The organism is Arthrobacter sp. 05L44, assembly GCF_056397605.1.
The window spans coordinates 954931-978050 of the sequence record NZ_JBFTNS010000001.1 but is presented as its reverse complement, the minus strand read 5'-3'; the positions used below and the strand labels follow the sequence as shown (position 1 = coordinate 978050).

The window sequence follows — 23120 nt, the reverse complement described above, 5'->3', positions numbered from 1 at the left end:
CAAACTATCGCAGAGGGGTATGACAGCCAACGTTTGCCGACACAGGCGGGATGATAACGAATTGGCACTGAAAATTAGCCCTGCCGCCGCCGGCCGCCCCACCCCACCCCCAAATCCGCCCTGAGAATAACCCGGTCCGCACCCAGCATCCGGACGTAAACTGACCTCCGGATCACCAAGCGGGAAATGCGTGTGAAGTGGAGACCGGATGCTCTGGAAACTGCTGGTTCAATACCTGAGGCCGCAACGCGGGCTGCTGCTCGCCGTCGTCGTCTTCCAGCTGGCGGCTTCCATCGCGTCGCTGTATCTGCCCACCCTGAACGCGGACATCATCGACCAGGGGGTGGCGCGCGGGGACACCGATTACATCCTGCGTACCGGCGGCATGATGCTGATGGTCACGCTGCTGCAGATCGCGTGCACCATCGCGGCCGTCTACTTTGGCGCGAAGGCCGCGATGGCGCTGGGCCGGGACCTGCGCGGGGCGATTTTCGGCCGCGTGGCGGAGTTCTCGGAGCAGGAGGTCACACGGTTCGGCGCGCCGAGCCTGATCACCCGTTCCACCAACGACGTCCAGCAGGTCCAGCAACTGGTGCTGATGTCCGCGACGCTGATGGTCACCGCGCCCATGCTCAGCATCGGCGGGGTCATCATGGCGGTCAGGCAGGACGTGCAGCTGTCCTGGCTGATCGCGGTGAGCGTGCCGGTGCTGCTGGTGGCGGTGGGCCTGATCGTCACCCGTATGGTGCCGCTGTTCCGGCTGATGCAGACCCGGATCGACACGGTCAACCGGGTGCTGCGTGAACAGCTGACCGGCATCCGCGTGGTCCGCGCCTTCGTCCGCGAGGACGTGGAAACGGCCAGATTCGCGCGGGCGAACGCGGATGTCACGGACACCGCCCTGCGCGCCGGCCGGCTCATGGCGCTCGCCTTCCCCACCGTCATGCTGGTCCTGAACGTCTCCTCCGTGGCCGTGATCTGGTTCGGGGCCTTCCGGATCGAGGACGGGTCCATGCAGGTGGGCACCATGATCGCCTTCCTGAGCTACCTGATGCAGATCCTGATGTCCGTCATGATGGCCACGTTCATGGCGATCATGATCCCGCGCGCCGCCGTCTCCGCGGACCGGATCGGTGCGGTGCTGGGCACCGAGTCCAGCGTCCGGCCGCCCGCGCAGCCGGTCAGCCTGCCCGGCGCCGCCCGCGGCGAACTGGAGATGCGCGACGTCGGATTCGCCTACCCGGGTGCCGAGGCGCCGGTCCTCTCCGACGTCAGCTTCACCGCCCGCGCGGGGCAGACAACGGCGATCATCGGGTCCACTGGATCCGGAAAGACCACCCTGGTGAACCTGATGCCGCGGCTCTTCGACGCCACCGCCGGCTCGGTAAGGATCGACGGCGTGGACGTGCGCGAGCTGCACCCGGACCTGCTCTGGGGGCACATCGGCCTGGTCCCGCAGAAGCCGTACCTGTTCACCGGCACAGTCCGCAGCAACCTGCTCTACGGCAAACCGGACGCCACGGAGGACGAGCTCTGGCGGGCGCTGGCCATCGCGCAGGCCGAGGACTTCGTCCGCGAGATGGAGGGCGGGCTGGACGCGCCCATCTCGCAGGGCGGCACCAACGTCTCAGGCGGCCAGCGACAACGGATCGCGATCGCCCGGGCTCTGGTGAAACGCCCCGAGCTGTACATTTTCGACGACTCGTTCTCCTCCCTGGACACCGCCACCGACGCCCGGCTGCGGCAGGCGCTCAAGCAGCACACTGCCCGCGCCACCCTGGTGATCATCGCCCAGCGGGTCTCCAGCATTGTGGACGCGGACCAGATCCTGGTCCTCGACGACGGCAGGATCGTCGCGCACGGCACCCACGGGCAGCTGCTGGAGAGCTCGGAGACGTACCAGGAGATTGTGAACTCCCAGCTCGCGGCGGAGGAGGCGGTATGAGCAAGGTTGAATCCCAGACGCCGACGGCGGGCGGTCCCGGCGGCCCCGGCGGCGCCGGCGGGGCGGGGACYGGTTCCGGCGGGTCGCCCGCTGGCGGCCCGGGGGCCGGGGCGGGCAAGGACGCGCCGCTGCGGATTCCCCGTCCGGCCGGCGGCCCCGGCCGCGGCGGCCCGTTCGCGGGCATGAACATCCCCGCGGAGAAGGCCATGAATTTCGGTGCTTCCGCCCGGCGGCTGCTCGGCGAACTGCGCCCCGAACGGCTGTGGCTGACGCTGGTACTGGCCCTCGCCGTCGTGAGCGTCACGCTGGCGGTGATCGGCCCCCGGCTGCTGGGCGAAGGCACCAACCTGATTTTCGCCGGCGTCGTGTCCAAACAACTGCCCGCCGGCGTGACCAAAGCGCAGCTGATCGCGCAGCTGCGGGCCGCGGGGGAGAACCAGAAAGCGGACATGCTCAACGCCATGGCGTTGACTCCCGGCACCGGGATCGACTTTGCCGCGCTGTCCTCGGTGCTGCTGTGGGCGCTCGCGCTCTATGTGCTGGCCTCGGCATTTATGTGGATGCAGGCATATATCCTCAATGGCGTCGTGCAGCGCACAGTATTCCGGCTGCGGGCGCGGATCGAGGCGAAGATCAACCGCCTGCCGCTGCGCTACTTCGACACCGTGCAGCGCGGCGAGCTCCTCAGCCGGGTAACGAACGACGTCGACAACATCTCCCAGAGCCTGCAGCAGTCCATCAGCCAGGCCGTGACCTCGGTGCTGACCGTCGCCGGGGTGCTGGTGATGATGGTGATCCTCTCGCCGACGCTGGCCGTCATCGCGCTGGTGACCATCCCGCTGACCCTGGTGACGACGGCGGTGATCGCCAAACGCTCACAGAAGCTGTTCGTGGCCCAGTGGAAGAACACCGGCGAGCTGAACGGCCAGATCGAGGAGACGTACACCGGACACGCGCTGGTGAAGGTTTTCGGCCGGCAGCGCGAGGTGGAGGAGACGTTCCGGCAGAAGAACGCGGAGCTGTACCAGGCCAGCTTCGGCGCGCAGTTCATTTCCGGGCTGATCATGCCCGCCATGACGTTCATCGGGAACCTGGTCTACGTGGGGATCGCCGTGGTGGGCGGCCTGCAGGTGGCGTCCGGGGCGATGCAGCTGGGCGATGTGCAGGCGTTCATCCAGTACTCGAGGCAGTTCACCCAGCCGCTGGCCCAGCTGGGCTCGATGGCGAACCTGCTGCAGTCCGGGGTGGCCTCGGCGGAGCGGGTGTTCGAGCTGCTCGACACCGAGGAGCAGCTGACCGACCCGGACGTGCCGCTGAAACCGGAGGCGACCCGCGGACGGCTGGTGTTCGAGGACGTGTCCTTCGCCTATTCGCCGGACAAGCCGCTGATCTCTTCGTTGAACCTGGTGGCCGAACCCGGGCAGACCGTGGCGATCGTGGGGCCCACAGGGGCGGGCAAAACCACGCTGGTGAACCTGATGATGCGCTTCTACGAGCTCGACGCCGGGAAGATCACCCTCGACGGCGTGGACGTGGCGCTGATGTCGCGGCACGAGCTGCGCTCGCGGATGGGGATGGTGCTGCAGGACACCTGGCTGTTCGGCGGGACCATCCGGGACAACATCGCCTACGGCCGGCCCGGTGCGTCGGATGCGGAGATCCTGGAGGCGGCGAAGGCAACGTACGTGGACCGGTTCGTTAAATCGTTGCCGCAGGGCTACGACACCATGCTCGACGACGAGGGCGGCAACGTCTCCGCGGGGGAGAAGCAGCTCCTGACCATCGCCCGGGCGTTCCTGGCCCGGCCGTCGGTGCTGATCCTGGACGAGGCGACGTCTTCGGTGGATACCCGCACTGAGGTGCTGGTTCAGAAGGCGATGAGCGCGTTGAGGAGCGACCGGACGTCGTTCGTCATCGCCCACCGGCTCTCCACCATCCGCGACGCCGACCTCATCCTGGTGATGGAAGCAGGGCAGATCGTGGAGCAGGGCACGCACGCGTCACTACTCGAGGCCGGCGGGGCGTACGCCCGGCTCTACGAGGCCCAGTTCGCGGCGCCGGTGGCGGAGGTCTAAGGGCGACAAAACCCGGCGCATTAGGGTTAGACGGCGGATTTACTATAGCGGCCGTGGTGGCGCAGCCAAACATAAAGTCCGACCGAGGCGCTAACAGCCAGCAAAGGGATAGCCCACAACGCGGAATCAGTACCTCGCAGCAGGACGGCACCGGCAACGACGGTGGCCGCCCCGATGCCGAGGCCCGGTGACGCGGTCGAAAGGCTGCTAATGACATCCTTCCTGAACTGTCCGTGCAGGGAGGTCAAAATGACAATGGCAGTCAGGAGTGCCAGTCCCGCTGCGAGGAGAATGAACCCCTCGGCAAGGCCGATGATAGTGACTCCTGCAGCGAAAAAAATGCTGAGAAGAACCCAGTAGGCGTCGCTTGTAAAAGCATTTCGATTTCTTTGGTTCATTGATTCGATCCTAGCAACCGCGGTTGAAGTCGAGGGCAGTTCCGAGGAGGCCCGGCGGGCCAAACAGGCTGTGGTCTCAACCAACTGTTCCGGCGGTCTACCGAAGGTCGGGCGGCAGTGGTACTTTCTGCTTGGATCAGGGGTTCGTCACGCGATTCCTTCCAAATCCGGCCCCTGAGCCCGCTTTCGAAAGCAGAGGCTACGATGGCAACTTTATTGATTTTCCATGAGGTCGACGACGTTGATCACTGGCTCAGCTCGACGCGACGCCAGGAAGTCTTCGGACCCTTGGGCATGACCGTGCGGACCTTTGTCGACCCGCAGAAATCCAACCGCGTCGGCCTGATCGTCGACGTTCCGGACCTTGATACGTTCCAGCGAATGATGGAGTCCGAGGCTGCCGCGGACGCCATGAAATTCGACGGCGTGCGCCCGGACACGATCGTGATGCTGGTCGAGCCGGAGCTCAGCACCTGACCTGGGAGAGCCGTCAGTACTCGCCCTTGATCACGAAGTACGATCCCCGGATGGTCCCCGCCAGCTTTGACTTCTGCCGGGCGAACTTGAAGCGCGTCTCGAGTTCCTCGGGAACGTCCATGCCGTCGGAGAGCTTGAACCCGACCGCGCGCTTGCCGCCGTCGGCGATGCTGTACATAACGTTGATGGACAGGCCGGACTCGTAGAAGACGTAGTCCATCCGCAGGCCGTCGACCTCGAAGGTGGTGGCTTCGAGAGGGCGGGAACCGATGGTGATGTCCCGCTCTTCCTTGAGGATGCGGGTCACCCGGTCCACCGCCTCCGGGGCCTCGGCTGCGGGGCTGACGGTGAAGGCGTGGCCGTACTTGGTGCTGTAGTAGCGTGCCTCGTTGGCGCGCAACCCGGCCAGGGCGTCGGCAACGGGGGACGATTCCAGGCCCGTGGTGGAAACGTCCTTGAAGTCAACTACGTACGGCATGCGCCCTCCTGAATTGGTGTCGTGGATCAACGATAACGCGGCCACCGGCACCCTCCTGCCAGTACACCCCCTGCTAGTCGGCGAGGATGAGGTAGAGGGCGCGGCGGGTCTCGTCGATTTTCTCCATGGCCGCGGTGCGCTGTTCCTCTGTGGCCGAGAAGCGGAACTGGTGGATGACTCCCATCAGCTTCGCAACGCTCTGGTGGAACGCCGGACCCGATCCCTGACCCTCGGTGTTCCAGGCGTTCTCCAGCTCCTCGGCGTGGGCGGCGATGTACTCCCGCCCGGCGTCGGTGAGCGTGAACTCGGTGCGCCGGCCGTCGCCCTCCGGGGCAATCAGGTCCTCGTCCACGAGTTGCTGCAGGGTCGGGTACACCGAACCCGGGCTGGGGCGCCAGGCTCCGGAGGTCTTCTCGGCGATGGTCTTGATCAGGCCGTAGCCGTTCGAGGGCGCCTCGGCCAGGAGCGAGAGGATCGCCGACCGGACGTCCCCCCTGCTGGCGCGGCGGGAACCGCCGGGGCCGAATCCGGGGCCGAACCCCGGACCGAATCCGCCGCCGAAGCCGCGGCCCGGTCCGAACCCGCCGTGGCCGTGGGGCCCGCGCCGGCTCCTTCCGCGCCCGTACCGTCCGTCGGCGGGTCCGCCGCCGGGAATCTTGTCGTCGTGAATGCCTTTCATAGCGGCATCGTCCTTTCGCTTCGTTCGTTCTGTTGGTATCGCCGATCAATCGGCGATAGTTAACGATATATCGGCGAGTGTCGAAGAACAAGAGGCGAAGGGAAATTGCCGGCGGTGCTATCCGGTTCGGCTATTCAGCGAACGCTGCGACGGCGTCGTCCTCCTCTGCGCGGGCCTGCTCGTGTAGTGCCGCAAGGAGCCCGGCGGCCAGGCCGGTGCGCTCGAGCATGCCCTCGATGCTGATCCATTCGTGCCGGGCGTGCGCGCCGTCGCCCACGGCACCGAGTCCGTCGAGGACGGGGAGCCCCAGCGCCGCGGCGAAGTTACCGTCGCTGGCCCCGCCCACCGATGTTTCCGCCAGTGCAAAGCCCAAGCGGGCAGCCACCTCCTCGGCCTTCGCGAACAGGCGCCCCGTTTCGGCGGAGCGGGGCATCACGGGCCGGTTCCACCCGCCGGAGACCTCGACGGCGGCTTCCGGGCTGCGGGCCGCAAGGCCGTCCAGGGCGGCGTTGATCCGCCCGGCCTCAGCCTCGGAGGTCACCCGGACGTCGAGGTCCGCGGTAGCGGACCCGGCCTTGACGTTGGTCCGCGTCCCGCCCTCCACGAGTCCTACGTTGACGGTGGTTCCCTTGGCCAGGTCCGTTTCGGCGTGCAGCTGCACGATTACGTGCGCTATTTCGTCGATGGCGCTGGCGCCAACTTCGGGGTCCAGTCCGGCGTGGGCTTCCTTGCCGGTGGCGGTGACCCGGAAGATTCCCACGCCTTTCCGGGCCGTCTTCAACGCGCCGGCGGCGCTGGCCTCGAACACCAGGACCGCGCTGCCCCGGGCGGCTTCCGCCTCGATGACGGACCTCGACGACGGGCTTCCCACCTCCTCGTCACCGTTGAGGACCAGCCGGAGGTTGGGGCGGGGCAGGCCGAGCTCGGCCGCTGCACGGAGGGCCCACACGAGCTGCACCAGGCCGGCCTTCATGTCGAAGGCGCCGGGTCCGGTGAACTGGTCCCCGTCCACGGTCGCCGGCCAGTCGCGCAGTGTCCCGGCGGACCAGACGGTGTCGTAGTGGCAGAGGGCCGTAATCCAGCCCTCGCCGCCGTCGTCGGAGGGGTAGTCAAGCACCACGGTGTCGCCGTAGCTCCCGCCGTCGATGTGGCGGCGGGCAGCGGGGGTGCCGATGCGGCCCGTAATCCATTCCTCCACCCAGGCCAGGCCCGCTGTCAGCAGCGCCTTGTCATCCGAGGGGGTTTCCCGGGAGACGTAGGCCGTCAGGTCCTCGAGGAGGGCGGCACGGTGGCCGGCCACCCAGGCTGGCAGTTGCTCTATCTCGGTCATCGGGTGGCCTTCCGGTCCAGTGCGGTGAGGTGGTCTTCGTCCATGGCGATGGCACCCGTTTCAAGGTTCGTAATGAGGGACACCAGCTCCTCGATCAGGGGCACGTCCAGCTGGTGTTTGGCGGCCATTTCCAGGACCGGGCGGTACTGGGTGGGCACCTCGGTGGGGCGTTTCCGCACCGCGATGTCGCGCCAGATGCCGGAGCGGGTCTTGGTCTGGGTGGAGAGCCACTTGACGAGGTCGTCCGTTGCCCCGGCGTTCCGGCCGGCGTCGGCGCCCCGGGTGTAGCAGGAGGGGTCGAACGCATCGAACCCTTCCAGGGTGATGCCTTCGGCCGCGGCCACATCGAAAACCTCCGCGGCGAGTTCGTTCATCGCCGGCCGGTGCCGGTCGATCAGTTCGCTCATGTCGGCGTCGGCCAGTGCCGTGGCGGTGAGCATGGCCCCGAACCCGAGTTTGGACCAGAGGTAACCGGCCACGTTGTCCGTGACCGCCGGCGTGCCCCAGTGCCGTAGGTCATGGGCCAGCTGCCGCACCCGGTCGCTGGTGCCCCCGGTGTGCTCGCCGAGCGCCATGGCGCCGATGCCGCCGTCGTTGATGACACCCGGTTCGAGGACGTCGGCGAAGAGATCCACAAAGGCGATCACAGTCCGGTCGGCCCCGACATGCAGGGCGATGGTGGCCTCGTTGAGGCCGTTCTGCAGGGAGGCGACGTAGCCGGTGCTACTGAGCCGGGGCGCTATCCAGCCCGCGGCGCTGTCGGTCGCCTGGGCCTTGACCGCCAGCAGGACACGCTCCAGGGTGGCGGGGGCGTCGTCCAGGCCGTAGCAGGGAACGTCCGCGGCCAGGACCCCCGCGGGACTCTTGATCTGCAGCCCGTTCTCGCGGATGGCCGCGACGTGCAGGGGATCGGCGTCGACCAGCTGGACCGGGACGCCCTGTGCGTGGAGGTGGGCGGCCAGGGTGCCGCCGATAGCTCCGGCACCGACCACTGTGTATGGGTTTTCCGTCATGAAGATACTTTCGTGTTGTTGCCGTCGGGGGCCGCCGCCGCGTTGGCGGGCCAGTGCAGCGGCAGGTTCATGGCGCCGGCGGACGAGCCGCCGTCGACGCGCAGGGTCTCACCTGTGATCCATTCGGCTTCGGGGCCGGCCAGCCAGACGACGGCGCGGGCAATGTCGTCGGGTTCGCCGCGGCGCCCCAGCGGGTTGCCGGAGACGGCGGCGGCGTATTCCTCCGTCACCGGGTTGGCGTCGCTGTTGACCGTGACGAAACCGGGGGCGACGGCGTTCACGCGGATGCCGTGCGGCCCCAGCTCCAGGGCCGAGGCCCGCGTCGCCATTTCCAGCGCGGCTTTGGACGTGGAGTACGGCGCTGCGCCGGGACGGGCCCGCAGGGCCGCGCCGGAGGAGATGTTGACGACACTGGCACCCCGTCCGGCCTCGATGGCACGCTGTGCGAGGGCAACGGTGGCCAGCAGGGGAGCGCGGGTGTTGAGGTTCTGTACCGCGTCCCAGGTGGCGGCGTCCAGGGATAGGAAGGGCGTGGCCGGATAGATCCCGGCCGAGTTGACCAGGACGTCCACCGGAGCCTCGGCCCAGGCCCGGGCGACCACGTCCCCCGGACCGGCGGGGGTTGCGAGGTCTGCCGTCAGGACCGTCGCGTCCTCTGCGCCGGCTGCCCGGCACTCCCCGGCGACGGCGGCCAGGGCCGCGGGATTGATGTCCACCAGCGTGATCCGGAAGCCAAGCCCGGCGAACCGGTGGGCCACCTGCCGGCCGATGCCGCTGCCGGCCCCCGTGATCAGTGCATGGCGGCTCAATCGAGGGCCTTGCCTTTGGTCTCCGGCATGGTCAGGTACACAACGACGCCGATTGCCGCGGCGATCGCGCAGTAGAGCCAGACGAATCCGCCGTAGCCGCTGGTGTTCATCCAGGTGGTGATGTACGGGGCCGTTCCGCCGAAGATGGCAACCGCGAGGGCGTAGGGCAGGCCGATGCCGGTGGCCCGGACTTCGGCGGGGAACTGTTCGGCCATGATGACCGCGCAGTTGGCCGAGTAGCCCAGGAGCAGGATGATGCCGATGACCTCGATGAGCAGCAGCATCCAGAAGTTGCCGTTCAGCAGGGCGAAGGCGGGCCATGAGAAGAGCAGGAACCCGGCGGCGAACGCGGTCATGGTGGGTTTGCGGCCGATCTTGTCGGACAGCAGGCCGGCGAAGGGGAGCAGGACCAGGAACAGGCCGACGGCGATGAAGTTCGCGAGGAGTGCCTGGCTCAGCGGGATGCCGGTGGAGACGGCCGCGTAGGTGGGCATGTAGGAAACCCACATGTAGTACAACAGCGTCCCGGCGATGGTCACGCCGAACACGCGCAGGGTGGCTTTGGGGTGCTTGACGAACATGGTGAAGACGGAGTTGCGGCGCGTTTCGCCGGACGCTTCGGCGCGGCTCTTGGAGTTGACGAATGATTCGGTCTCCTCCACGGACGACCGCAGCCACAGGCCCACCAGGCCGAGGAGCGCGGCCACGATGAAGGCCAGCCGCCAGCCCCAGTTGTCCAGCGCGTCCTTGGACAGGGTGCTGGTGATGATCGCGCCCATGCCGGAGGCGAGCAGGACGCCGGCGCCCACTGACACCTGCTGCCAGGAGCCGGCGAAGGCGCGGCGGCGGGGAGCGGCGGATTCGACCAGGAAGGCCGAGGAGGAACCGAACTCGCCGCCGGCGGCAAAGCCCTGGACCATCCGGGCAATCACCAGGACGATCGGGGACAGGATGCCCACAGTGTCGTAGGTGGGTGCGATGCCGATCAGGGCGGTGGCCCCGGCCATCAGGCCGATGGTGAGGACCAGGCCCTTCTTCCGTCCGTGGTGGTCCGCGTAGGCGCCCATGATGGCGGCCCCGACGGGCCGCATCACGAACCCGACGGCGAAAATGGCGAGCGTGGCCAGGAGGGCCGCGATGGGGTCGCCCTTGGGGAAGAAGTGGTGGGCGAACACGGAGGAGAAGGTCGTATATACGGCCCAGTCCACCCATTCGACGGCGTTGCCGATGCTGCCGGCGACGATTGCCTTGCGGCCCTGGGGTGAGAGTTTGGTTGCGTGGACCTCGTCCACTGTCAGCTGTTGTGTCATGAGATGGTCGTCCTTGTGGTGAGCCGGGAGGCAACGTGGGCTGCCAGGTCGGCGTGGGTGGTGATCCACACATCGTTGTGCGATCGGATGTGGTCCATAAGTTCTGCCAGGATCATCAGCCGGGACCGGTGCCCGATGATGTGGGGGTGCATGGTGAGCTGGAAGACGCCGCCTTCCGCGTACGCGGCGTCGAACTCGTCCTTCCAGATCTGCAGGAGATCGCGGGGCGGCATATAGGGCCGCAACCCGGTGAAGCGGTCCATCATCAGGTACGGCGCGTCGTCCCGGATCCACTCCACCGGGACCTCGATGATGCCCGTGGGGGAGCCGTCGGCGAGGATCTCGTAGGGCTCGTCGTCGGCCATCAGGGAGGAGTCGTAGATGAATCCCAGCTCCCGGATGACGTCGAGGGTGGAGTCGGAAAAGTCCCACGACGGCGTCCGGATGCCCACCGGCCGGATGCCGGCCTGCTGGTGCAGTACGTCCGTGGCGCGTCCCAGCAGGTCCAGTTCCTGCTCGTAAGTCAGCAGGGTGTTCCGCTCGTGGATCCAGCCGTGCACGGCCACCTCATGGCCCTGCTCCACGTAGGTGGGGACTTCTTCCGGGCGCAGCAGCGCGCAGACGGCCGGGATGTAGAACGACGCCGGTGACTCGTAACGGCGGAGGAGCTCCAGGATGCGGGGTACAGCGGCGCGGGCACCGTACTCGCCCTGCGCCATCCGCCCCGGCGAGGTCTCGCCATCACGCAGCGAGGGCGTCTCGTGGTCCGAGTCGAAGGACAACAGGACCGCTGCCCTGGCCCCGCCGTTCCAGCGTTCGGCCGGATCGGGATGAACAAGGGACTGCCCGGCACGGACGCGGTTGACATGCCCCCGCCACTCCGATTCGGGCCATTGCCACGACTGGGTGTTGTTCACTAGCGCTCCTTTGTTCTTCACGTGTTCTTCACGATGCGGAGGATCGGCGCGGACCACGGCCTGGCCGCCGGCGCCTTCAGAGAGTGATCCAGCTCTCAAGTTACAAACCTAGGGTAGATCGTGTGGCGCAGCAAGGGTTCATGGAAAAATCATTCAGAAAAGTTTAGATGAATGGTTTTTTCACCTACCGAATCCGTCGTTTGGCGGTAGTCTTGAGTCAACACAGCAGCACCACCACGGACCGGCGGAGGCCACCATTCCACTCATCGACGAGACGGACCTCGACATCATCGCGGCCCTGCAGATCGCCCCCAGGGTCCCGGCCAACGCTCTGGCCGAGATCCTGGGTGTGCCGACGAGCACCATCACCCGCCGGCTGAACCGGCTGCAGAACGAGCGGCTGATGAAGGTGATCGGCCGGTACGCGTGGCCGCTGATCCTTTCGGGGAACCCGCAGCAGCTCTGGATCTGCTGTGAACCGGGGCGGTCGGCCAAGGTGGCGGAGCAGCTCAAGGCGTTCCCCGAAGTGCAGTTCGTCATCACCACCTCCGGGACCGGCGACATCTACGCCGACGTTTTCCCGCTGCTGGGAACGGACATGAACGATCTCCTCAGCAACCAGATCCCCTCGCTGCCAGGGATCAGGTCGGTGGAAAGCCGGCTCATCCTCGATTCGCGGCGGGTGGGCCAGAGCTGGCGGATCCAGCGGCTGACGGCGGACCAGAACGACGCGTTGGCCGCGCATGTGGTTCCGGTCAACCTGCCGCCCCTAAGCTCCATCGATGAACTTTCTGACCTGGAATTTGGCACCATGGCCGAGCTGGGCCGCAACGCCCGGGCGTCCGCCGCCGAGGTGGCCCGGACCCTAAACGTGAGCAGCTCTTCCGCGTACCGTGCGATCCAGATGCTGCTGGGTACGGGGGCGATTTCACCCCGGGTGGAGGTCGAACCGTCCGCTGTGGGCTTCCCCCTCACCGCGGTGGTGTCCTTGCAGGTCAAACCGAAGTCGATCTCGCATGTGCTGGACCAGCTGGGCGGCCATGAGTCGGCCCGTATGGTCACGATGGTCACCGGCCAGGCGCCCGTGGTGTTCCATGGTGTCTTCCGGGATCCAGGGAGCCTGGCCGACTTCATTACGGGTGACATCGGTGCGCTGCCGGGCATCCAGTCGATGGACACTCGGGTGGCCATCGACGTCACGCGGCGCTACTGGATGGACCGTAACGGCCCGTTCATCGGCGACCAGGTGGAGGGGCTGCTGAGGAGGTAGGGCTGCTTCAGCGGGGCTCGCGGATGGGGATGGTGCTGCAGGACACCTGGCTGTTCGGCGGGACCATCCGGGACAACATCGCCTACGGCCGGCCCGGTGCGTCGGAGGCGGAGATCTTGGAGGCGGCGAAGGCCACGTACGTGGACCGGTTCGTCAAGTCGTTGCCGCAGGGTTACGACACCGTGCTCGACGACGAGGGCGGGAACGTCTCCGCGGGGGAGAAGCAGCTCCTGACCATCGCCCGGCCGTTCCTGGCCCGGCCGTCGGTGCTGATCCTCGACGAGGCGACGTCTTCGGTAGACACCCGCACCGAGGTGCTGGTTCAGAAGGCGATGAGCGCTTTGAGGAGCGACCGGACGTCGTTCGTTATCGCCCACCGGCTCTCCACCATCCGCGACGCCGACCTCATCCTGGTGATGGAAGCCGGACAGACCGTGGAGCAGAGGAACCATGCTTCACTGCTGGAGGCCGGCGGGGCGTACGCGGCGCGGTACGAGGCCCAATTTGCGGCGCCGGTGGCGGGGGTTTAGCGTGTAGGCCAAAAAGCTCAGTGCGTGTCAGAGCGAATGGAAGTCAGAGGGGTGAGGTGGCGCGTCGAAAGGGACTCCCATAGCGCCGATCGCTTAGTTCGCCAACGGTGCTGGGGGCGAGAGATGTTCCAAGTCAAGGCTCTCTGTCCTGAGGTAAAGGTAGAGGCTGAACTCCTCATCCGTGGATAGCTGGCCAGTGACCGAGGCTACAGCTTCTGCAATTTCGGGCCGTAGGTCACGTTCCTTTGGCTTACACGCCTCAGCCAAAGCTTCCGCAAAAGCCGACCACAGCATGTGCTTGTCTGGAGCCGAGTACGCGGGCCCCTTTTTGGATTGGGGGGCCATCAGTCTGTCGGCAATCTTTGCCACGTCTTCGATCAGTACGCCGTTTTGCCGCAGCTGGTTCATGAGCTCAGGAGATGCCTCGCCCTGATCCATGTCCTCCAGCGAAGGAACGAGAGAAGACGGCACGATTACGTGGATAGTCAGGTGCATCCCGGTTGAGTTCCAGTCGTTGGACTGAATCCTCAAATCGACCGTCTTTCGGAGGATTTGCCCCAGGGAAGACTCCTTGCCATGCCCCTTCGTGATCTTCTCCTGTAGCGGCCGAAACCAAGGCTGCACGTCATCAGGGAAGGGGAATCTACTGAATTTCCGACCTACCTGGGCAGCGAATTTGCTTACGGCGAGGGCATCGGCGGGGTTTACCCCGGATGATAGGCGCCCGCGCTGGGCCAACGATGATTTGGTCACGGTGGAGCAATGTGCCAGATCAACGAAGTAGCTATCCTGGCTGAGGCCAGAAAGATGGACGTATTGGGGCATGCGTCCGCTCTTAGCCATGCCACTCTTGTTCGCGTCCAATTCCACCACCGGGGCGACCACGGTGTATGGCTTGGAGGGTTGCACGAGATCACATGTTTGAGTGATGATAGCGACGCCGTGCGGACAAGCAACTTCCCCCAATGCGTCTGCGCCGACGATCGGCAAAGAATAGAAGTCCAGCACATCGCCTTGGCGGAGCACACGACATGCTGCAACGGTCGCGTCGTCTTGAGCGGTCCCATCATCCGCGTATGACGGGACCGCCACATCGCCGCTACTCAAGTCAGCCGATGAGCCGGTCCGGGGTGTAAGCAGCGACCTGCAGAATTGCCGAATGCGGTTGCCGAGATTTGAGCTTTTCAAAGATGCTGGGTCCTTCAGAGGGAGTTGCAAGGATAAGTGAACGACGTTCTGCCGGACTGCCGCTGGGAAGTCGGCTGATTACGTCCTGCATCTCGCTCAATTGTTCCTCGTTGAGGGCATTCATTCGCCCCCCGCTGGCCCAGTGGTGGACGGCCCTTCGAGAGACACCGAAAATACGCGCAAGTTGTTCCCAAGTGAGACCAGAGTCCGCGTGGAGTCTTCGCACTGATTCGGCAGTGCTCGGGCGCTGTGATTCGTTTGGCGCTCCCTCCACAACGGTCGAGAAAGCGATGGAAGAGGCCAGTGCCGATAGATCGGACAGCCGAGCAGATCGCTCATTGCTGAGCCAGGTTCCAGTGAAACCTTCGCAGATGATTTGTGAATCGAGCACAGGTGTAGCTGGGACACCTGTGGTCGTCATCATGAGGGCAATTAAGCCAACACCGAGGTTCTGCACGGGCCAGTTGGATTCAGTATAAGTCTTTTCATTGCGGTGCTGAGCGGGGCTTTCGGCCGCCGCCAATTGAGTCATCATCGATTGGCTCCAAAATGATCCAAGAATTCGGGCTTGACGGCCCATCTGAAGTACGCGTATGCCAGGGAGGCCAATTCTGTCGCTTTAGCCACGCTGTGAACTGGATCCAGTGGAATTCTCGCCTCGGACGATGCATCCAGATCTAGTAACCAGCTTTTCACGTCAACCGGCGGTATGACCGGATCAATGGTGGCCCCTTTCGGTAGTTGGGCCGACCGGACTCGCAGATGCGATTCGTCGATTTTGTACACTGCCTCGGTTAGCGTGTGAACCATTTCGACTGATTCGCCAAAGTCCGAGGAACCAAGGGCTGGTATTTCAACCAAGTCGCTAAGACGAGCAAAGTCTTCCGTTTTCGAAATGCGATTAGTGTATCGGAATCCAATTCTTTCGATTACTGGAATTTCTACGATAGACAGAAGACTCTTCAGGGCGGACTCCATCCGTGTGAAGAAATCCTGTCGGTTAGTGTAATTCCTTGTCTGAAGTGTCAGGAAGCGCTGGGAGATGAGAACACTCCAGTCCCCATCAGTGCTCGTCCACTCATATATATCATCGCCCTGGGACTGAGAAATGCCTTGCGGAGATAGCTGATATTGCACCTCTTTGTGCTGATTGTTTATTGGGTACTCATGCGCGACTGCACGACCGAAAGAAGTCGCGACATCGCTGATGTCCCCCGTCATTGTCGTTATTTGGGGCCAGCGAATCTGGCTAATAACAAGAATTAGAGGCGCAGTCGTCAACTGAGTCTCTGTCACGGGCTCTCCCGTGAAGGGATTGTTTGAGAGGTAGTCCGCCATACTTCACACTGTACTTCACATGCAGTCCAGACGTGCCCGTTGTTTCTGCCTTGTTATGTGAGGAGAGTCATGGTTTCTTCGATCCACGCGTAGAGAGCACCCTTGACGCCACCTCAGCCAAGAGGCGCGGGGCACGTGGCTACGTTGTCTCCTTCCTCAGCCGCTGATTCGTTATCGTTGTTCTCCTTTTCCATTGCTCTGTCCTGTCGGAGCCGAAAAGGTGCACTTCCATGCTCCTCGTGCCCCCTTCGGCGTCGATCAAAATGTTGCAGATGAAGGCTCAACCTTTATTCGGACAACGTCCGTCCTCTCCATCGGTCGAGCCGAGTTCGCTTGCTTGGATGGAGCCAACAGCCCATCGGATATCTTCCGACATAGGAGTTCTATCTGAACCTCGTCGCGACCCCCCCTCGGTCGTGAGCCGACACCGCTCGGATCACATGCGTTTACAGCACTGAGCGGCAGTCAACGGAAGCGGCGCTAGTGCATGTTGTTGCTGGCTATGGGCGGGGCCTGTGCGCCGTTGTGTGCGGCGCAGGGACGCCGGGTCCGGTAGCTAGTCTTCGCCATAACAATCGATTCTGTTACGCATTCCTGACTTAACCGCCCGAATGGACGTTCACCAGCCTTCGCAAACGTCGGCGAAATCACGGGCGGCTTCGGCCTCGCCTAATTCGTGGACGACCTCGGGGCAGCGTCTTCGCCTACGTCGTTTCCAACCGCTCCGTTTTCGGCACCTAACTCGAGCGTGCCCTTAAACCAGCGGCCACGGATACCGCATGCCCGTCCGGTCCACCGGCAGGGACCCAGCGACCAGCATCCGCTTAGCGCGGCGCTGCAGGGCGGTGACTTCGTCGTCGTCGAGCAGTTCCGCCAGCTCGGCGGGCACGGACTCAGCTAAAGGTGCAATGTCCGAAAGCAGCGCTTCGGGGATGGGTTCGCCGGCGAAGTCCCAGATCACGGTGCGGAGCTTGAAGGCTGCGGAGAAGCACAGCCCGTGGTCGATGCCCCAGATCCGTCCGTCGTCGCCGCGGAGGACGTGGCCGCTCTTGCGGTCGGTGTTGTTGGCGACGAAGTCGTATAGGGCGATCCGGGCCAGTTCTGCGTGGGTCTCGGGGGCGTCCTCGAACAGGGTGAAGTAGTGCTGCTGGAAGTCGCAGTCGATGAACCACTGCAGCGACCCGACGCCCAGCGGAGCATCCTCGCGGATCACCGTCGGCGGGACGAAGCCCCAGCCCAGCGATTCGCTGAGGAGGTAGGCGGCGCGCTCGCGTTTGTAGAGCCCCGGCTCGAAATCGGAGAGCGGCCGTTCGCCGGCCTCCGGCTTGTAGACCGCGTACCCCTCGTCCTCGCCGCAGCTGACCTGGACCAGGAACGTCTGGTTGCTGCTGCGCGGAATGAGGCCAAGCAGCTCGATGCTGCCCTCGGTGAGCAGGGTCAGTTCCCGACCGGACCCGGACCCTCCCGCCACGGAAGCCACGTCAGGATCCCCGCAGCCCGCTGAGCGGTTCCGCCGTCGAATTCACCATGTGCACCGCGGGATCCTGGCCCTCCACAAACGTGATGGCTGAGACCGAGCCCGGGCTGATCATGATCCGCTGGAACAGATCCAGCGGCGTGCCCAGGGCATGGGCCACCGCGGCCTTGATGGGGTCGGCATGCGAGAAGCACACCACCACACCGCCGGCGTGGGCCGCGCACAGGGCCTCCATCGCCCCGACAATCCGGGACTGCATCTCCGGGAAGCTCTCGCCGTCCGGGAAGCGGAACTGGGACGGGCTGTGCTGCACGGTCTGCCACTCCGGCAGCGCCGCGAGGTCCGCGATCGCGGAGCCGGTCCAGCCGCCGAAATCGCACTCCAGCAGCCCGTCGTCGTGCTTCACCGGCAGTCCGGTGCGCGCCGCCGTCGGCTCCGCCGTCTCGCAGGCGCGCTCCAGCGGCGAGGAATAAAGGGCATCTACCGGCAAACCGGCGAGCCGGTCCGCGACCCGTTCGGCCTGCTCGCGGCCGCGGTCGGAGAGGTGCAGCCCCGGCGCGCGGCCGGGGAGGACTGAGCCCGTCGTCGGCGTCTGGCCATGGCGCACCAGCAGCAGCAGGGTGCCGGGGCGTGCGGGCGCGGGAGGAGAAGCTGATTCGTCTGCGGGTGCTGTAGCCATCAGCATCCAGCCTATTGCGCCAGGCGTCCGGATGCGCAGGAATCTCACCAAATCCCTCGATTCCCCGCCGGGTACAGGTCTACGGTGGAGGAGTGAGTGATCGCCCCGAAATCTTCACTGTTGGTGAACTGCGCGCCTCCGGCCACGTCCACAAGGACCTGCGCCGCGAGATCCGCGACAACCTGCTGGCCGCGCTCGCCGCCGGCCGCGACCCCTGGCCCGGGATGTACGGCTTCAGCCGGACCGTCCTGCCCCAGCTCGAACGCGCCCTGCTGGCCGGGCACGACGTCGTCCTCCTCGGCGAACGCGGGCAGGGCAAGACCCGGCTGCTGCGCACCCTGGCCGGGCTGCTGGACGAGTGGTCACCGGTGATCGAGGACTCGGAATTGAACGAACACCCCTACGAACCCATCACCGAGCACTCCCGCGCCCTGGCCCTCACCGAAGGGGACCGGCTGCGGGTGGCGTGGCGGCACCGCTCCGAACGCTACGTCGAGAAGCTCGCGACGCCGGACACCTCCGTCGCGGACCTGATCGGCGACGTCGATCCCATGCGGGTGGCCGAGGGCCGCCGCCTGGGCGACCCGGAAACCATCCACTACGGCCTGGTCCCACGCTCCAACCGCGGCATCATCGCCATCAACGAACTCCCCGACCTCGCCGAGCGGATCCAGGTCTCCATGCTCAACGTCATGGAGGAACGCGACATCCAGATCCGCGGCTACGTGCTGCGCCTGCCGCTGGACGTCCTGGTGGTCGCGTCCGCCAACCCGGAGGACTACACCAACCGCGGCCGGATCATCACGCCCCTGCGGGACCGCTTCGGCGCCGAAATCCGCACCCACTACCCGATCGAGCTCGAGGACGAGGTAGCCGTCATCCGGCAGGAGGGCCATCTGGTGGCCGGCGTCCCGCCCGTCATCCTGGAGATCCTGGCCCGCTACACCCGGGCGCTCCGAGAGTCCCCGGCGATCAACCAGACCTCCGGGGTGTCCGCACGGTTCGCGATCGCCGGCGCCGAAACGGTCGCCGCCGCTGCCCTGCGCCGGGCCAGCGTGCGCGGCGAGGACGAAGCCGTGGCCCGGATCATCGACCTCGAGGCCGCGGTGGAAGTCCTGGCCGGGAAGATCGAGTTCGAATCCGGTGAGGAGGGCCGGGAACAGGACATCCTGGACCACCTGCTGCGGATGGCCACCGCCGAGGCCGTCCGGGCGCACTTCCACGGCCTCGACATGGGCGGCCTCGTCGCCGCACTGGACGGCCACACCACGGTCACCACCGGGGAACTGGTCACGGCCAAGGAGTTCCTGGCGGGCCTCCCGTCCCTCGACGGCTCGAGCCTGTACGACGAGATCGGTGAGCGCCTGGGCGCGGAGAACGACGGGCAGCGCGCCGCCGCCGTCGAACTGGCCCTCGAAGGCCTCTACCTCGCCCGCCGGATCGCCAAGGACTCCGACGACGAGGCCACCATTTACGGGTAACTCCGCCAAGGCTAAGGAGGCCGCCATGAGCGTTCACCACCGGTCCCGCTACAGCCGGTACGCGGGCGGGCCCGATCCGCTCGCGCCGCCGGTGGACCTGGCGGAGGCGCTGGACGCCGTCGCCGAGGACGTGATGGCCGGCTACTCGCCGCGGCACGCCCTGCAGGAATACCTGCGCCGCGGCGGCCGCAACCGGGAAGGGCTCGATGAACTCGCCGGCCGGGTGCAGCAGCGCCGCCAGGACCTGCTGGGCCGGCACAAGCTGGACGGCACGCTAAACGAGGTCCAGAAGCTGCTGGAGACCGCGGTGCTGGAGGAGCGCAAGCAACTGGCCCGCGACGTCCGGATGGACAACACGGACCGCGCCTTCCGCGAGATGCAGCTGCAGAACCTGCCCAAGTCCACCGCGGCGGCCGTCAACGAACTCTCCTCCTACGACTGGCAGTCCAGCACCGCCCGGAAAGCCTACGAACAGATCAAGGACCTGCTGGGCCGCGAGGTCCTGGACCAGCGGTTCGCCGGCATGAAGCAGGCCCTTGAAGGCGCCACCGAGGAGGACCGCGCCGCCGTCGCCGAAATGCTGGCCGACCTCAACGAACTGCTCGACACGCACCGCCGCGGCGAGGACACGGAGGCCGACTTCCAGGACTTCATGGCCAAGCACGGCCAGTTCTTCCCGGAAAACCCGCAGTCGGTCGAGGAGCTGATCGACGCGCTCGCCCAGCGCTCGGCCGCCGCCCAGCGGATGCTGCGCTCCATGTCCGCCGAGCAGCGCGAGGAACTGATGCAGCTTTCCGCCCAGGCCTTCGGCTCACCGGAGCTTATGGCACAGCTGGGCCAACTCGACGCCAACCTGCAGGCGTTGCGCCCCGGCGAGGACTGGTCCGGCTCCGAACAGTTCAACGGCGAGGAAGGGCTGGGCCTCGGCGACGGGACCGGCGTGCTGCAGGACCTCGCCGAACTGGACGAACTCGCCGAGCAGCTTTCCCAGTCCTACAACGGCTCCCGGCTGGATGACCTGGACCTCGATGCGCTCTCCCGCCAGCTGGGGCAGGACGCGGCCGTCTCCGCCCGGACGCTCGCGGAGATCGAGAAGGCCATGCACGACGGGGGTTTCCTGCGGCGCGGTGCCGACGGCGACCTGAGCCTCTCCCCGCAGGCCATGCGGCGGCTGGGGAGGTCGTTGCTGCGGGATACCGCCAAGCAGCTCTCCGGCCGGCAGGGCCGCCGCGACACCCGGGTTGCCGGTGCCGCGGGGGAGCAGACCGGGTCCAGCCGGCCGTGGGAGTTCGGCGATGCGGAGCCCTGGGATGTCACCCGGACCATCACCAACGCCATCCGCCGGACCATTGCCGACGGCGGCGACCCGCGCCACGGGCTGCGCCTGGCCGTGGACGACATCGAGGTCACCGAAACTGAGGCCCGCACGCAGGCCGCCGTCGCGTTGCTGGTGGATGTGTCGTTTTCGATGGCCGCGGAGGGGCGCTGGGTGCCGATGAAACGCACCGCGCTGGCACTGCACCACCTCGTGTCCACCCGGTTCCGCGGCGACCGGCTGCAGCTGATCAGCTTCGGCCGCTACGCCCGGTCCATGGACATCGGCGAACTCACGGCCCTGCCGGCGCTCCGCGAACAGGGCACCAACCTGCACCACGGGCTCCAGCTGGCCGGCCGGTTCTTCCGCCAGCACCCGGCAATGCAGCCGGTCCTGCTGGTGGTGACCGACGGCGAACCCACCGCGCACCTGGAGGCCGACGGCGAATCCTGGTTCAACTGGCCGCCGGACCCTGAGACCATCCGCGTGACGGTGGCCGAGTTGGACCGGCTGGGCCGCGCCGGCACCCAGGCGACGTTCTTCCGTCTGGGAAGCGACCCCGGCCTGGAGCGTTTCGTGGCCCGGATGGCCCGGCGGATCGACGGCCGCGTCGTGGCCCCCGACGCCGGGGACCTGGGCGCCGCCGTCGTCGGGGAGTACCTCCGCGCGCACTTCCGCGGCCGGGCGTTCGGGGACGAGGACTGGGCTAGGTAGAGCACCCAAAGCCGGACACCGCCGTCGTCGGATATCCGCACAATTTTTGTCGGATCGGTGCAGAGTTGTTCGTAGCAATGGTGAGCGGCCGCCCAGGAGGGGCGCCCCGAACCGTAGGAGACGAGTTGCCATGCAGTTTTTGCTTTCCGTCATTCACAACCAGCGTGAGCTCGCCCCGTCGGATGAGATGGCTGCCATCGACGTGTTCAACGACCGGCTCCAGGCCGACGGGCACTGGGTCTTCGCCGGGGGCCTCGGTTTCCCCGACACCGCCACCGTCATCGACAACCGCGGCAAGGCGCCGGTGGTAACGGACGGCCCGTTTGTGGAGTCGAAGGAATACCTTGCCGGTTTCTGGATCATCGAAGCGCCCGACCTCGACGCCGCACTGCAACTGGCAACCGAGGGGTCGAAGGCGTGCAACCGCAAGGTCGAGGTGCGCCCGTTCCTGTGAGTGGAAGTGACGTCGGAGGAGCGATCAACGAGGCCTACCGCGGGGAGTGGGGGCGGATCGTGGCCGCACTGGCGCGGCGGTTCGGCGATCTTGACCTCGCCGAGGAGGCTACGGCCGAGGCATTCGCGACCGCTGTGGAGCGGTGGCCGTCCGACGGCGTCCCCGGCAACCCCGGCGCGTGGCTGACCACCACGGCCAAACGCAAAGCCATTGACCGGATCCGGCGCGAAAACAAACGCGACAGCAAACATCAGGAGGCCCAGTTGGTGTTCGACGACCACCCGCCTGAGCCCACCGGCGCCATCGACGACGACCGGCTCCGGCTGATCTTCACGTGCTGCCACCCCGCGCTGGCCATGCAGACCCGCGTGGCGCTGACCCTGCGGATGCTCGGCGGCCTGACCGTCCCGGAAATTGCGCGCGCCTTCCTTGTCCAGGAGGCCGCAATGGCGCAGCGGATCACCCGGGCGAAGGCCAAGATTAAAGCCGCCCGCATCCCGTACCGCGTACCGTCGGTAACGGACCTCTCGGAGCGTGTCTCCGGGGTGCTGTCCGTGCTGTACCTGATCTTCAACGAGGGCTATCTGGCCTCAGGCCCCGAGTCCGATCCCGTCCGTGCCGACCTGACCGCCGAGGCGATCCGGCTCACCCGCCTGGTCCGCGCCCTGCTGCCCGACGACGGCGAGGTGGCCGGCCTGCTGGCCCTGATGCTCCTCACGGAGGCCCGCCGGACCGCACGGATTTCGGCCAGCGGCGAGCTGGTCACCCTCGATGAGCAGGACCGGTTCGCGTGGGACGCGGGCCTGATCGCCGAGGGCCGTGGCCTGGTCCGGGAGACCATGGCGGCCGGGACGGAGCCGGGTCCGTACCAGATCCTTGCCGCGATCAATGCCGTGCACACCTCGGCCCGGGATGTCCGCGACACCGACTGGTCACAGATCGTGGCCCTCTACGACCGGCTGGTGGCCCGCGACCCGTCGCCGGTCATCGCCCTGAACCGGGCCGTCGCCGTCGCCGAAATGGACGGCCCGGGGGTGGCGCTGGCCGCCGTTGACCGCCTGGAAAACGAGCTGTCCGGCTACCACGCGTTCCATGCCACCCGTGCCGAGCTGCTGCGGCGGCTGGGCCGCGGCCTGGAGGCCCGCCTGGCGTATGACCAGGCCATCGCACTGGCCGGCAACTCCGCCGAGGCCGCTACCCTGAAGCGCCGCCGCGACCAGGTGCCCGCCCGGCCCTAGCAGCG

21 protein-coding genes and 1 pseudogene are annotated in these 23120 nt (G+C 66.4%); 9 read left to right on the top strand and 13 right to left on the bottom strand.

What is annotated here, in order from left to right:
• The first annotated feature begins 208 nt into the window (after positions 1-208).
• Both AC1DHY_RS04520 and AC1DHY_RS04515 read left to right on the top strand, forming a co-directional pair.
• Positions 209-1945: an ABC transporter ATP-binding protein gene (locus AC1DHY_RS04520; protein WP_476903213.1), complete on the top strand. Its 1737-nt coding sequence runs from the start codon at positions 209-211 to the stop codon at positions 1943-1945.
• Positions 1942-4020 (top strand): ABC transporter ATP-binding protein, encoded by a 2079-nt coding sequence (locus tag AC1DHY_RS04515; protein ID WP_476903212.1) that lies wholly within the window; start codon positions 1942-1944, stop codon positions 4018-4020. Before AC1DHY_RS04520 ends, AC1DHY_RS04515 begins: the two co-directional genes overlap by 4 nt.
• A 26-nt stretch (positions 4021-4046) precedes the next feature.
• Here AC1DHY_RS04515 and AC1DHY_RS04510 read toward each other — a convergent pair whose 3' ends face one another.
• Entirely contained in the window at positions 4047-4418 is a 372-nt protein-coding gene (locus AC1DHY_RS04510; protein ID WP_476879906.1) for a hypothetical protein, read from the bottom strand.
• A 204-nt stretch (positions 4419-4622) separates the two neighbouring features.
• On the opposite strand from AC1DHY_RS04510, the gene AC1DHY_RS04505 reads away from it, so the two are divergent.
• Positions 4623-4895: a hypothetical protein gene (locus AC1DHY_RS04505; protein ID WP_476879905.1), complete on the top strand. Its 273-nt coding sequence runs from the start codon at positions 4623-4625 to the stop codon at positions 4893-4895.
• Positions 4896-4908: 13 nt separating this feature from the next.
• Here AC1DHY_RS04505 and AC1DHY_RS04500 read toward each other — a convergent pair whose 3' ends face one another.
• From AC1DHY_RS04500 to AC1DHY_RS04470, 7 genes are all read right to left on the bottom strand, one after another.
• Entirely contained in the window at positions 4909-5373 is a 465-nt protein-coding gene (locus tag AC1DHY_RS04500; protein WP_476879904.1) for a phage tail protein, read from the bottom strand.
• A 73-nt stretch (positions 5374-5446) separates the two neighbouring features.
• Entirely contained in the window at positions 5447-6052 is a 606-nt protein-coding gene (locus tag AC1DHY_RS04495; protein WP_476903211.1) for a PadR family transcriptional regulator, read from the bottom strand.
• Positions 6053-6182: 130 nt separating this feature from the next.
• Positions 6183-7382: a M20 family metallopeptidase gene (locus tag AC1DHY_RS04490; RefSeq protein WP_476879902.1), complete on the bottom strand. Its 1200-nt coding sequence runs from the start codon at positions 7380-7382 to the stop codon at positions 6183-6185.
• Positions 7379-8395: a ketopantoate reductase family protein gene (locus AC1DHY_RS04485; RefSeq protein ID WP_476879901.1), complete on the bottom strand. Its 1017-nt coding sequence runs from the start codon at positions 8393-8395 to the stop codon at positions 7379-7381. Before AC1DHY_RS04485 ends, AC1DHY_RS04490 begins: the two co-directional genes overlap by 4 nt.
• Positions 8392-9204 (bottom strand): SDR family NAD(P)-dependent oxidoreductase, encoded by an 813-nt coding sequence (locus AC1DHY_RS04480; protein ID WP_476879900.1) that lies wholly within the window; start codon positions 9202-9204, stop codon positions 8392-8394. The genes AC1DHY_RS04485 and AC1DHY_RS04480 overlap by 4 nt, the downstream gene beginning before the upstream one ends.
• A complete protein-coding gene (locus AC1DHY_RS04475; protein WP_476879899.1) occupies positions 9201-10514 on the bottom strand; it encodes an MFS transporter in 1314 nt (437 codons plus the stop codon). Before AC1DHY_RS04475 ends, AC1DHY_RS04480 begins: the two co-directional genes overlap by 4 nt.
• Positions 10511-11431: a polysaccharide deacetylase family protein gene (locus AC1DHY_RS04470; protein WP_476903210.1), complete on the bottom strand. Its 921-nt coding sequence runs from the start codon at positions 11429-11431 to the stop codon at positions 10511-10513. Before AC1DHY_RS04470 ends, AC1DHY_RS04475 begins: the two co-directional genes overlap by 4 nt.
• A 148-nt stretch (positions 11432-11579) precedes the next feature.
• Here AC1DHY_RS04470 and AC1DHY_RS04465 point away from each other — a divergent pair, with 148 nt between their 5' ends.
• Both AC1DHY_RS04465 and AC1DHY_RS04460 read left to right on the top strand, forming a co-directional pair.
• Positions 11580-12701: an Lrp/AsnC family transcriptional regulator gene (locus AC1DHY_RS04465; RefSeq protein ID WP_476903266.1), complete on the top strand. Its 1122-nt coding sequence runs from the start codon at positions 11580-11582 to the stop codon at positions 12699-12701.
• A gap of 17 nt (positions 12702-12718) precedes the next feature.
• Positions 12719-13231: pseudogene (locus AC1DHY_RS04460) on the top strand (ATP-binding cassette domain-containing protein); the annotation flags it as partial.
• Between the two features lie 93 nt (positions 13232-13324).
• Here the strand turns inward: AC1DHY_RS04460 and AC1DHY_RS04455 are convergent.
• The 5 genes from AC1DHY_RS04455 to AC1DHY_RS04435 all read right to left on the bottom strand — a co-directional run bounded on the left by AC1DHY_RS04455 (position 13325) and on the right by AC1DHY_RS04435 (position 17913).
• Positions 13325-14239 (bottom strand): hypothetical protein, encoded by a 915-nt coding sequence (locus AC1DHY_RS04455; RefSeq protein ID WP_476878430.1) that lies wholly within the window; start codon positions 14237-14239, stop codon positions 13325-13327.
• 100 nt (positions 14240-14339) lie between these two features.
• Positions 14340-14954 (bottom strand): hypothetical protein, encoded by a 615-nt coding sequence (locus AC1DHY_RS04450; protein ID WP_476878431.1) that lies wholly within the window; start codon positions 14952-14954, stop codon positions 14340-14342.
• On the bottom strand, positions 14951-15757 hold the full coding sequence (locus AC1DHY_RS04445) for a TIGR04255 family protein (RefSeq protein WP_476878432.1): 807 nt from the start codon (positions 15755-15757) through the stop codon (positions 14951-14953). Before AC1DHY_RS04445 ends, AC1DHY_RS04450 begins: the two co-directional genes overlap by 4 nt.
• Before the next feature lie 754 nt (positions 15758-16511).
• Positions 16512-17237 (bottom strand): SCO1664 family protein, encoded by a 726-nt coding sequence (locus AC1DHY_RS04440; protein ID WP_476878433.1) that lies wholly within the window; start codon positions 17235-17237, stop codon positions 16512-16514.
• A 1-nt stretch (position 17238) separates the two neighbouring features.
• Entirely contained in the window at positions 17239-17913 is a 675-nt protein-coding gene (locus tag AC1DHY_RS04435) for an MSMEG_4193 family putative phosphomutase (protein WP_476878434.1), read from the bottom strand.
• Between the two features lie 92 nt (positions 17914-18005).
• Between AC1DHY_RS04435 and AC1DHY_RS04430 the strand changes: the two genes are divergently transcribed.
• The 4 genes from AC1DHY_RS04430 to AC1DHY_RS04415 all read left to right on the top strand — a co-directional run bounded on the left by AC1DHY_RS04430 (position 18006) and on the right by AC1DHY_RS04415 (position 23115).
• Positions 18006-19394: a sigma 54-interacting transcriptional regulator gene (locus AC1DHY_RS04430; RefSeq protein ID WP_476878435.1), complete on the top strand. Its 1389-nt coding sequence runs from the start codon at positions 18006-18008 to the stop codon at positions 19392-19394.
• A gap of 25 nt (positions 19395-19419) precedes the next feature.
• Positions 19420-21423, top strand: coding sequence for a vWA domain-containing protein (locus AC1DHY_RS04425; RefSeq protein WP_476903209.1), 2004 nt, complete (start codon positions 19420-19422; stop codon positions 21421-21423).
• 130 nt (positions 21424-21553) lie between these two features.
• Positions 21554-21877, top strand: coding sequence for a YciI family protein (locus tag AC1DHY_RS04420; protein ID WP_476878437.1), 324 nt, complete (start codon positions 21554-21556; stop codon positions 21875-21877).
• Complete coding sequence (locus tag AC1DHY_RS04415; protein ID WP_476878438.1) at positions 21874-23115, top strand: RNA polymerase sigma factor; 1242 nt, start codon at positions 21874-21876, stop codon at positions 23113-23115. Before AC1DHY_RS04420 ends, AC1DHY_RS04415 begins: the two co-directional genes overlap by 4 nt.
• Positions 23116-23120: the final 5 nt, after the last annotated feature.

What these genes read in the sequence shown, in the direction of transcription:
- AC1DHY_RS04520 (WP_476903213.1), top strand. Translation starts at nt 209, where the DNA reads ATGCTCTGGAAACTGCTGGTTCAATACCTGAGGCCGCAACGCGGGCTG.
- AC1DHY_RS04510 (WP_476879906.1), bottom strand. Translation starts at nt 4,418, where the DNA reads ATGAACCAAAGAAATCGAAATGCTTTTACAAGCGACGCCTACTGGGTT.
- AC1DHY_RS04505 (WP_476879905.1), top strand. Translation starts at nt 4,623, where the DNA reads ATGGCAACTTTATTGATTTTCCATGAGGTCGACGACGTTGATCACTGG.
- AC1DHY_RS04500 (WP_476879904.1), bottom strand. Translation starts at nt 5,373, where the DNA reads ATGCCGTACGTAGTTGACTTCAAGGACGTTTCCACCACGGGCCTGGAA.
- AC1DHY_RS04495 (WP_476903211.1), bottom strand. Translation starts at nt 6,052, where the DNA reads ATGAAAGGCATTCACGACGACAAGATTCCCGGCGGCGGACCCGCCGAC.
- AC1DHY_RS04490 (WP_476879902.1), bottom strand. Translation starts at nt 7,382, where the DNA reads ATGACCGAGATAGAGCAACTGCCAGCCTGGGTGGCCGGCCACCGTGCC.
- AC1DHY_RS04485 (WP_476879901.1), bottom strand. Translation starts at nt 8,395, where the DNA reads ATGACGGAAAACCCATACACAGTGGTCGGTGCCGGAGCTATCGGCGGC.
- AC1DHY_RS04475 (WP_476879899.1), bottom strand. Translation starts at nt 10,514, where the DNA reads ATGACACAACAGCTGACAGTGGACGAGGTCCACGCAACCAAACTCTCA.
- AC1DHY_RS04450 (WP_476878431.1), bottom strand. Translation starts at nt 14,954, where the DNA reads ATGATGACTCAATTGGCGGCGGCCGAAAGCCCCGCTCAGCACCGCAAT.
- AC1DHY_RS04445 (WP_476878432.1), bottom strand. Translation starts at nt 15,757, where the DNA reads ATGGCGGACTACCTCTCAAACAATCCCTTCACGGGAGAGCCCGTGACA.
- AC1DHY_RS04435 (WP_476878434.1), bottom strand. Translation starts at nt 17,913, where the DNA reads ATGGCTACAGCACCCGCAGACGAATCAGCTTCTCCTCCCGCGCCCGCA.
- AC1DHY_RS04425 (WP_476903209.1), top strand. Translation starts at nt 19,420, where the DNA reads ATGAGCGTTCACCACCGGTCCCGCTACAGCCGGTACGCGGGCGGGCCC.
- AC1DHY_RS04420 (WP_476878437.1), top strand. Translation starts at nt 21,554, where the DNA reads ATGCAGTTTTTGCTTTCCGTCATTCACAACCAGCGTGAGCTCGCCCCG.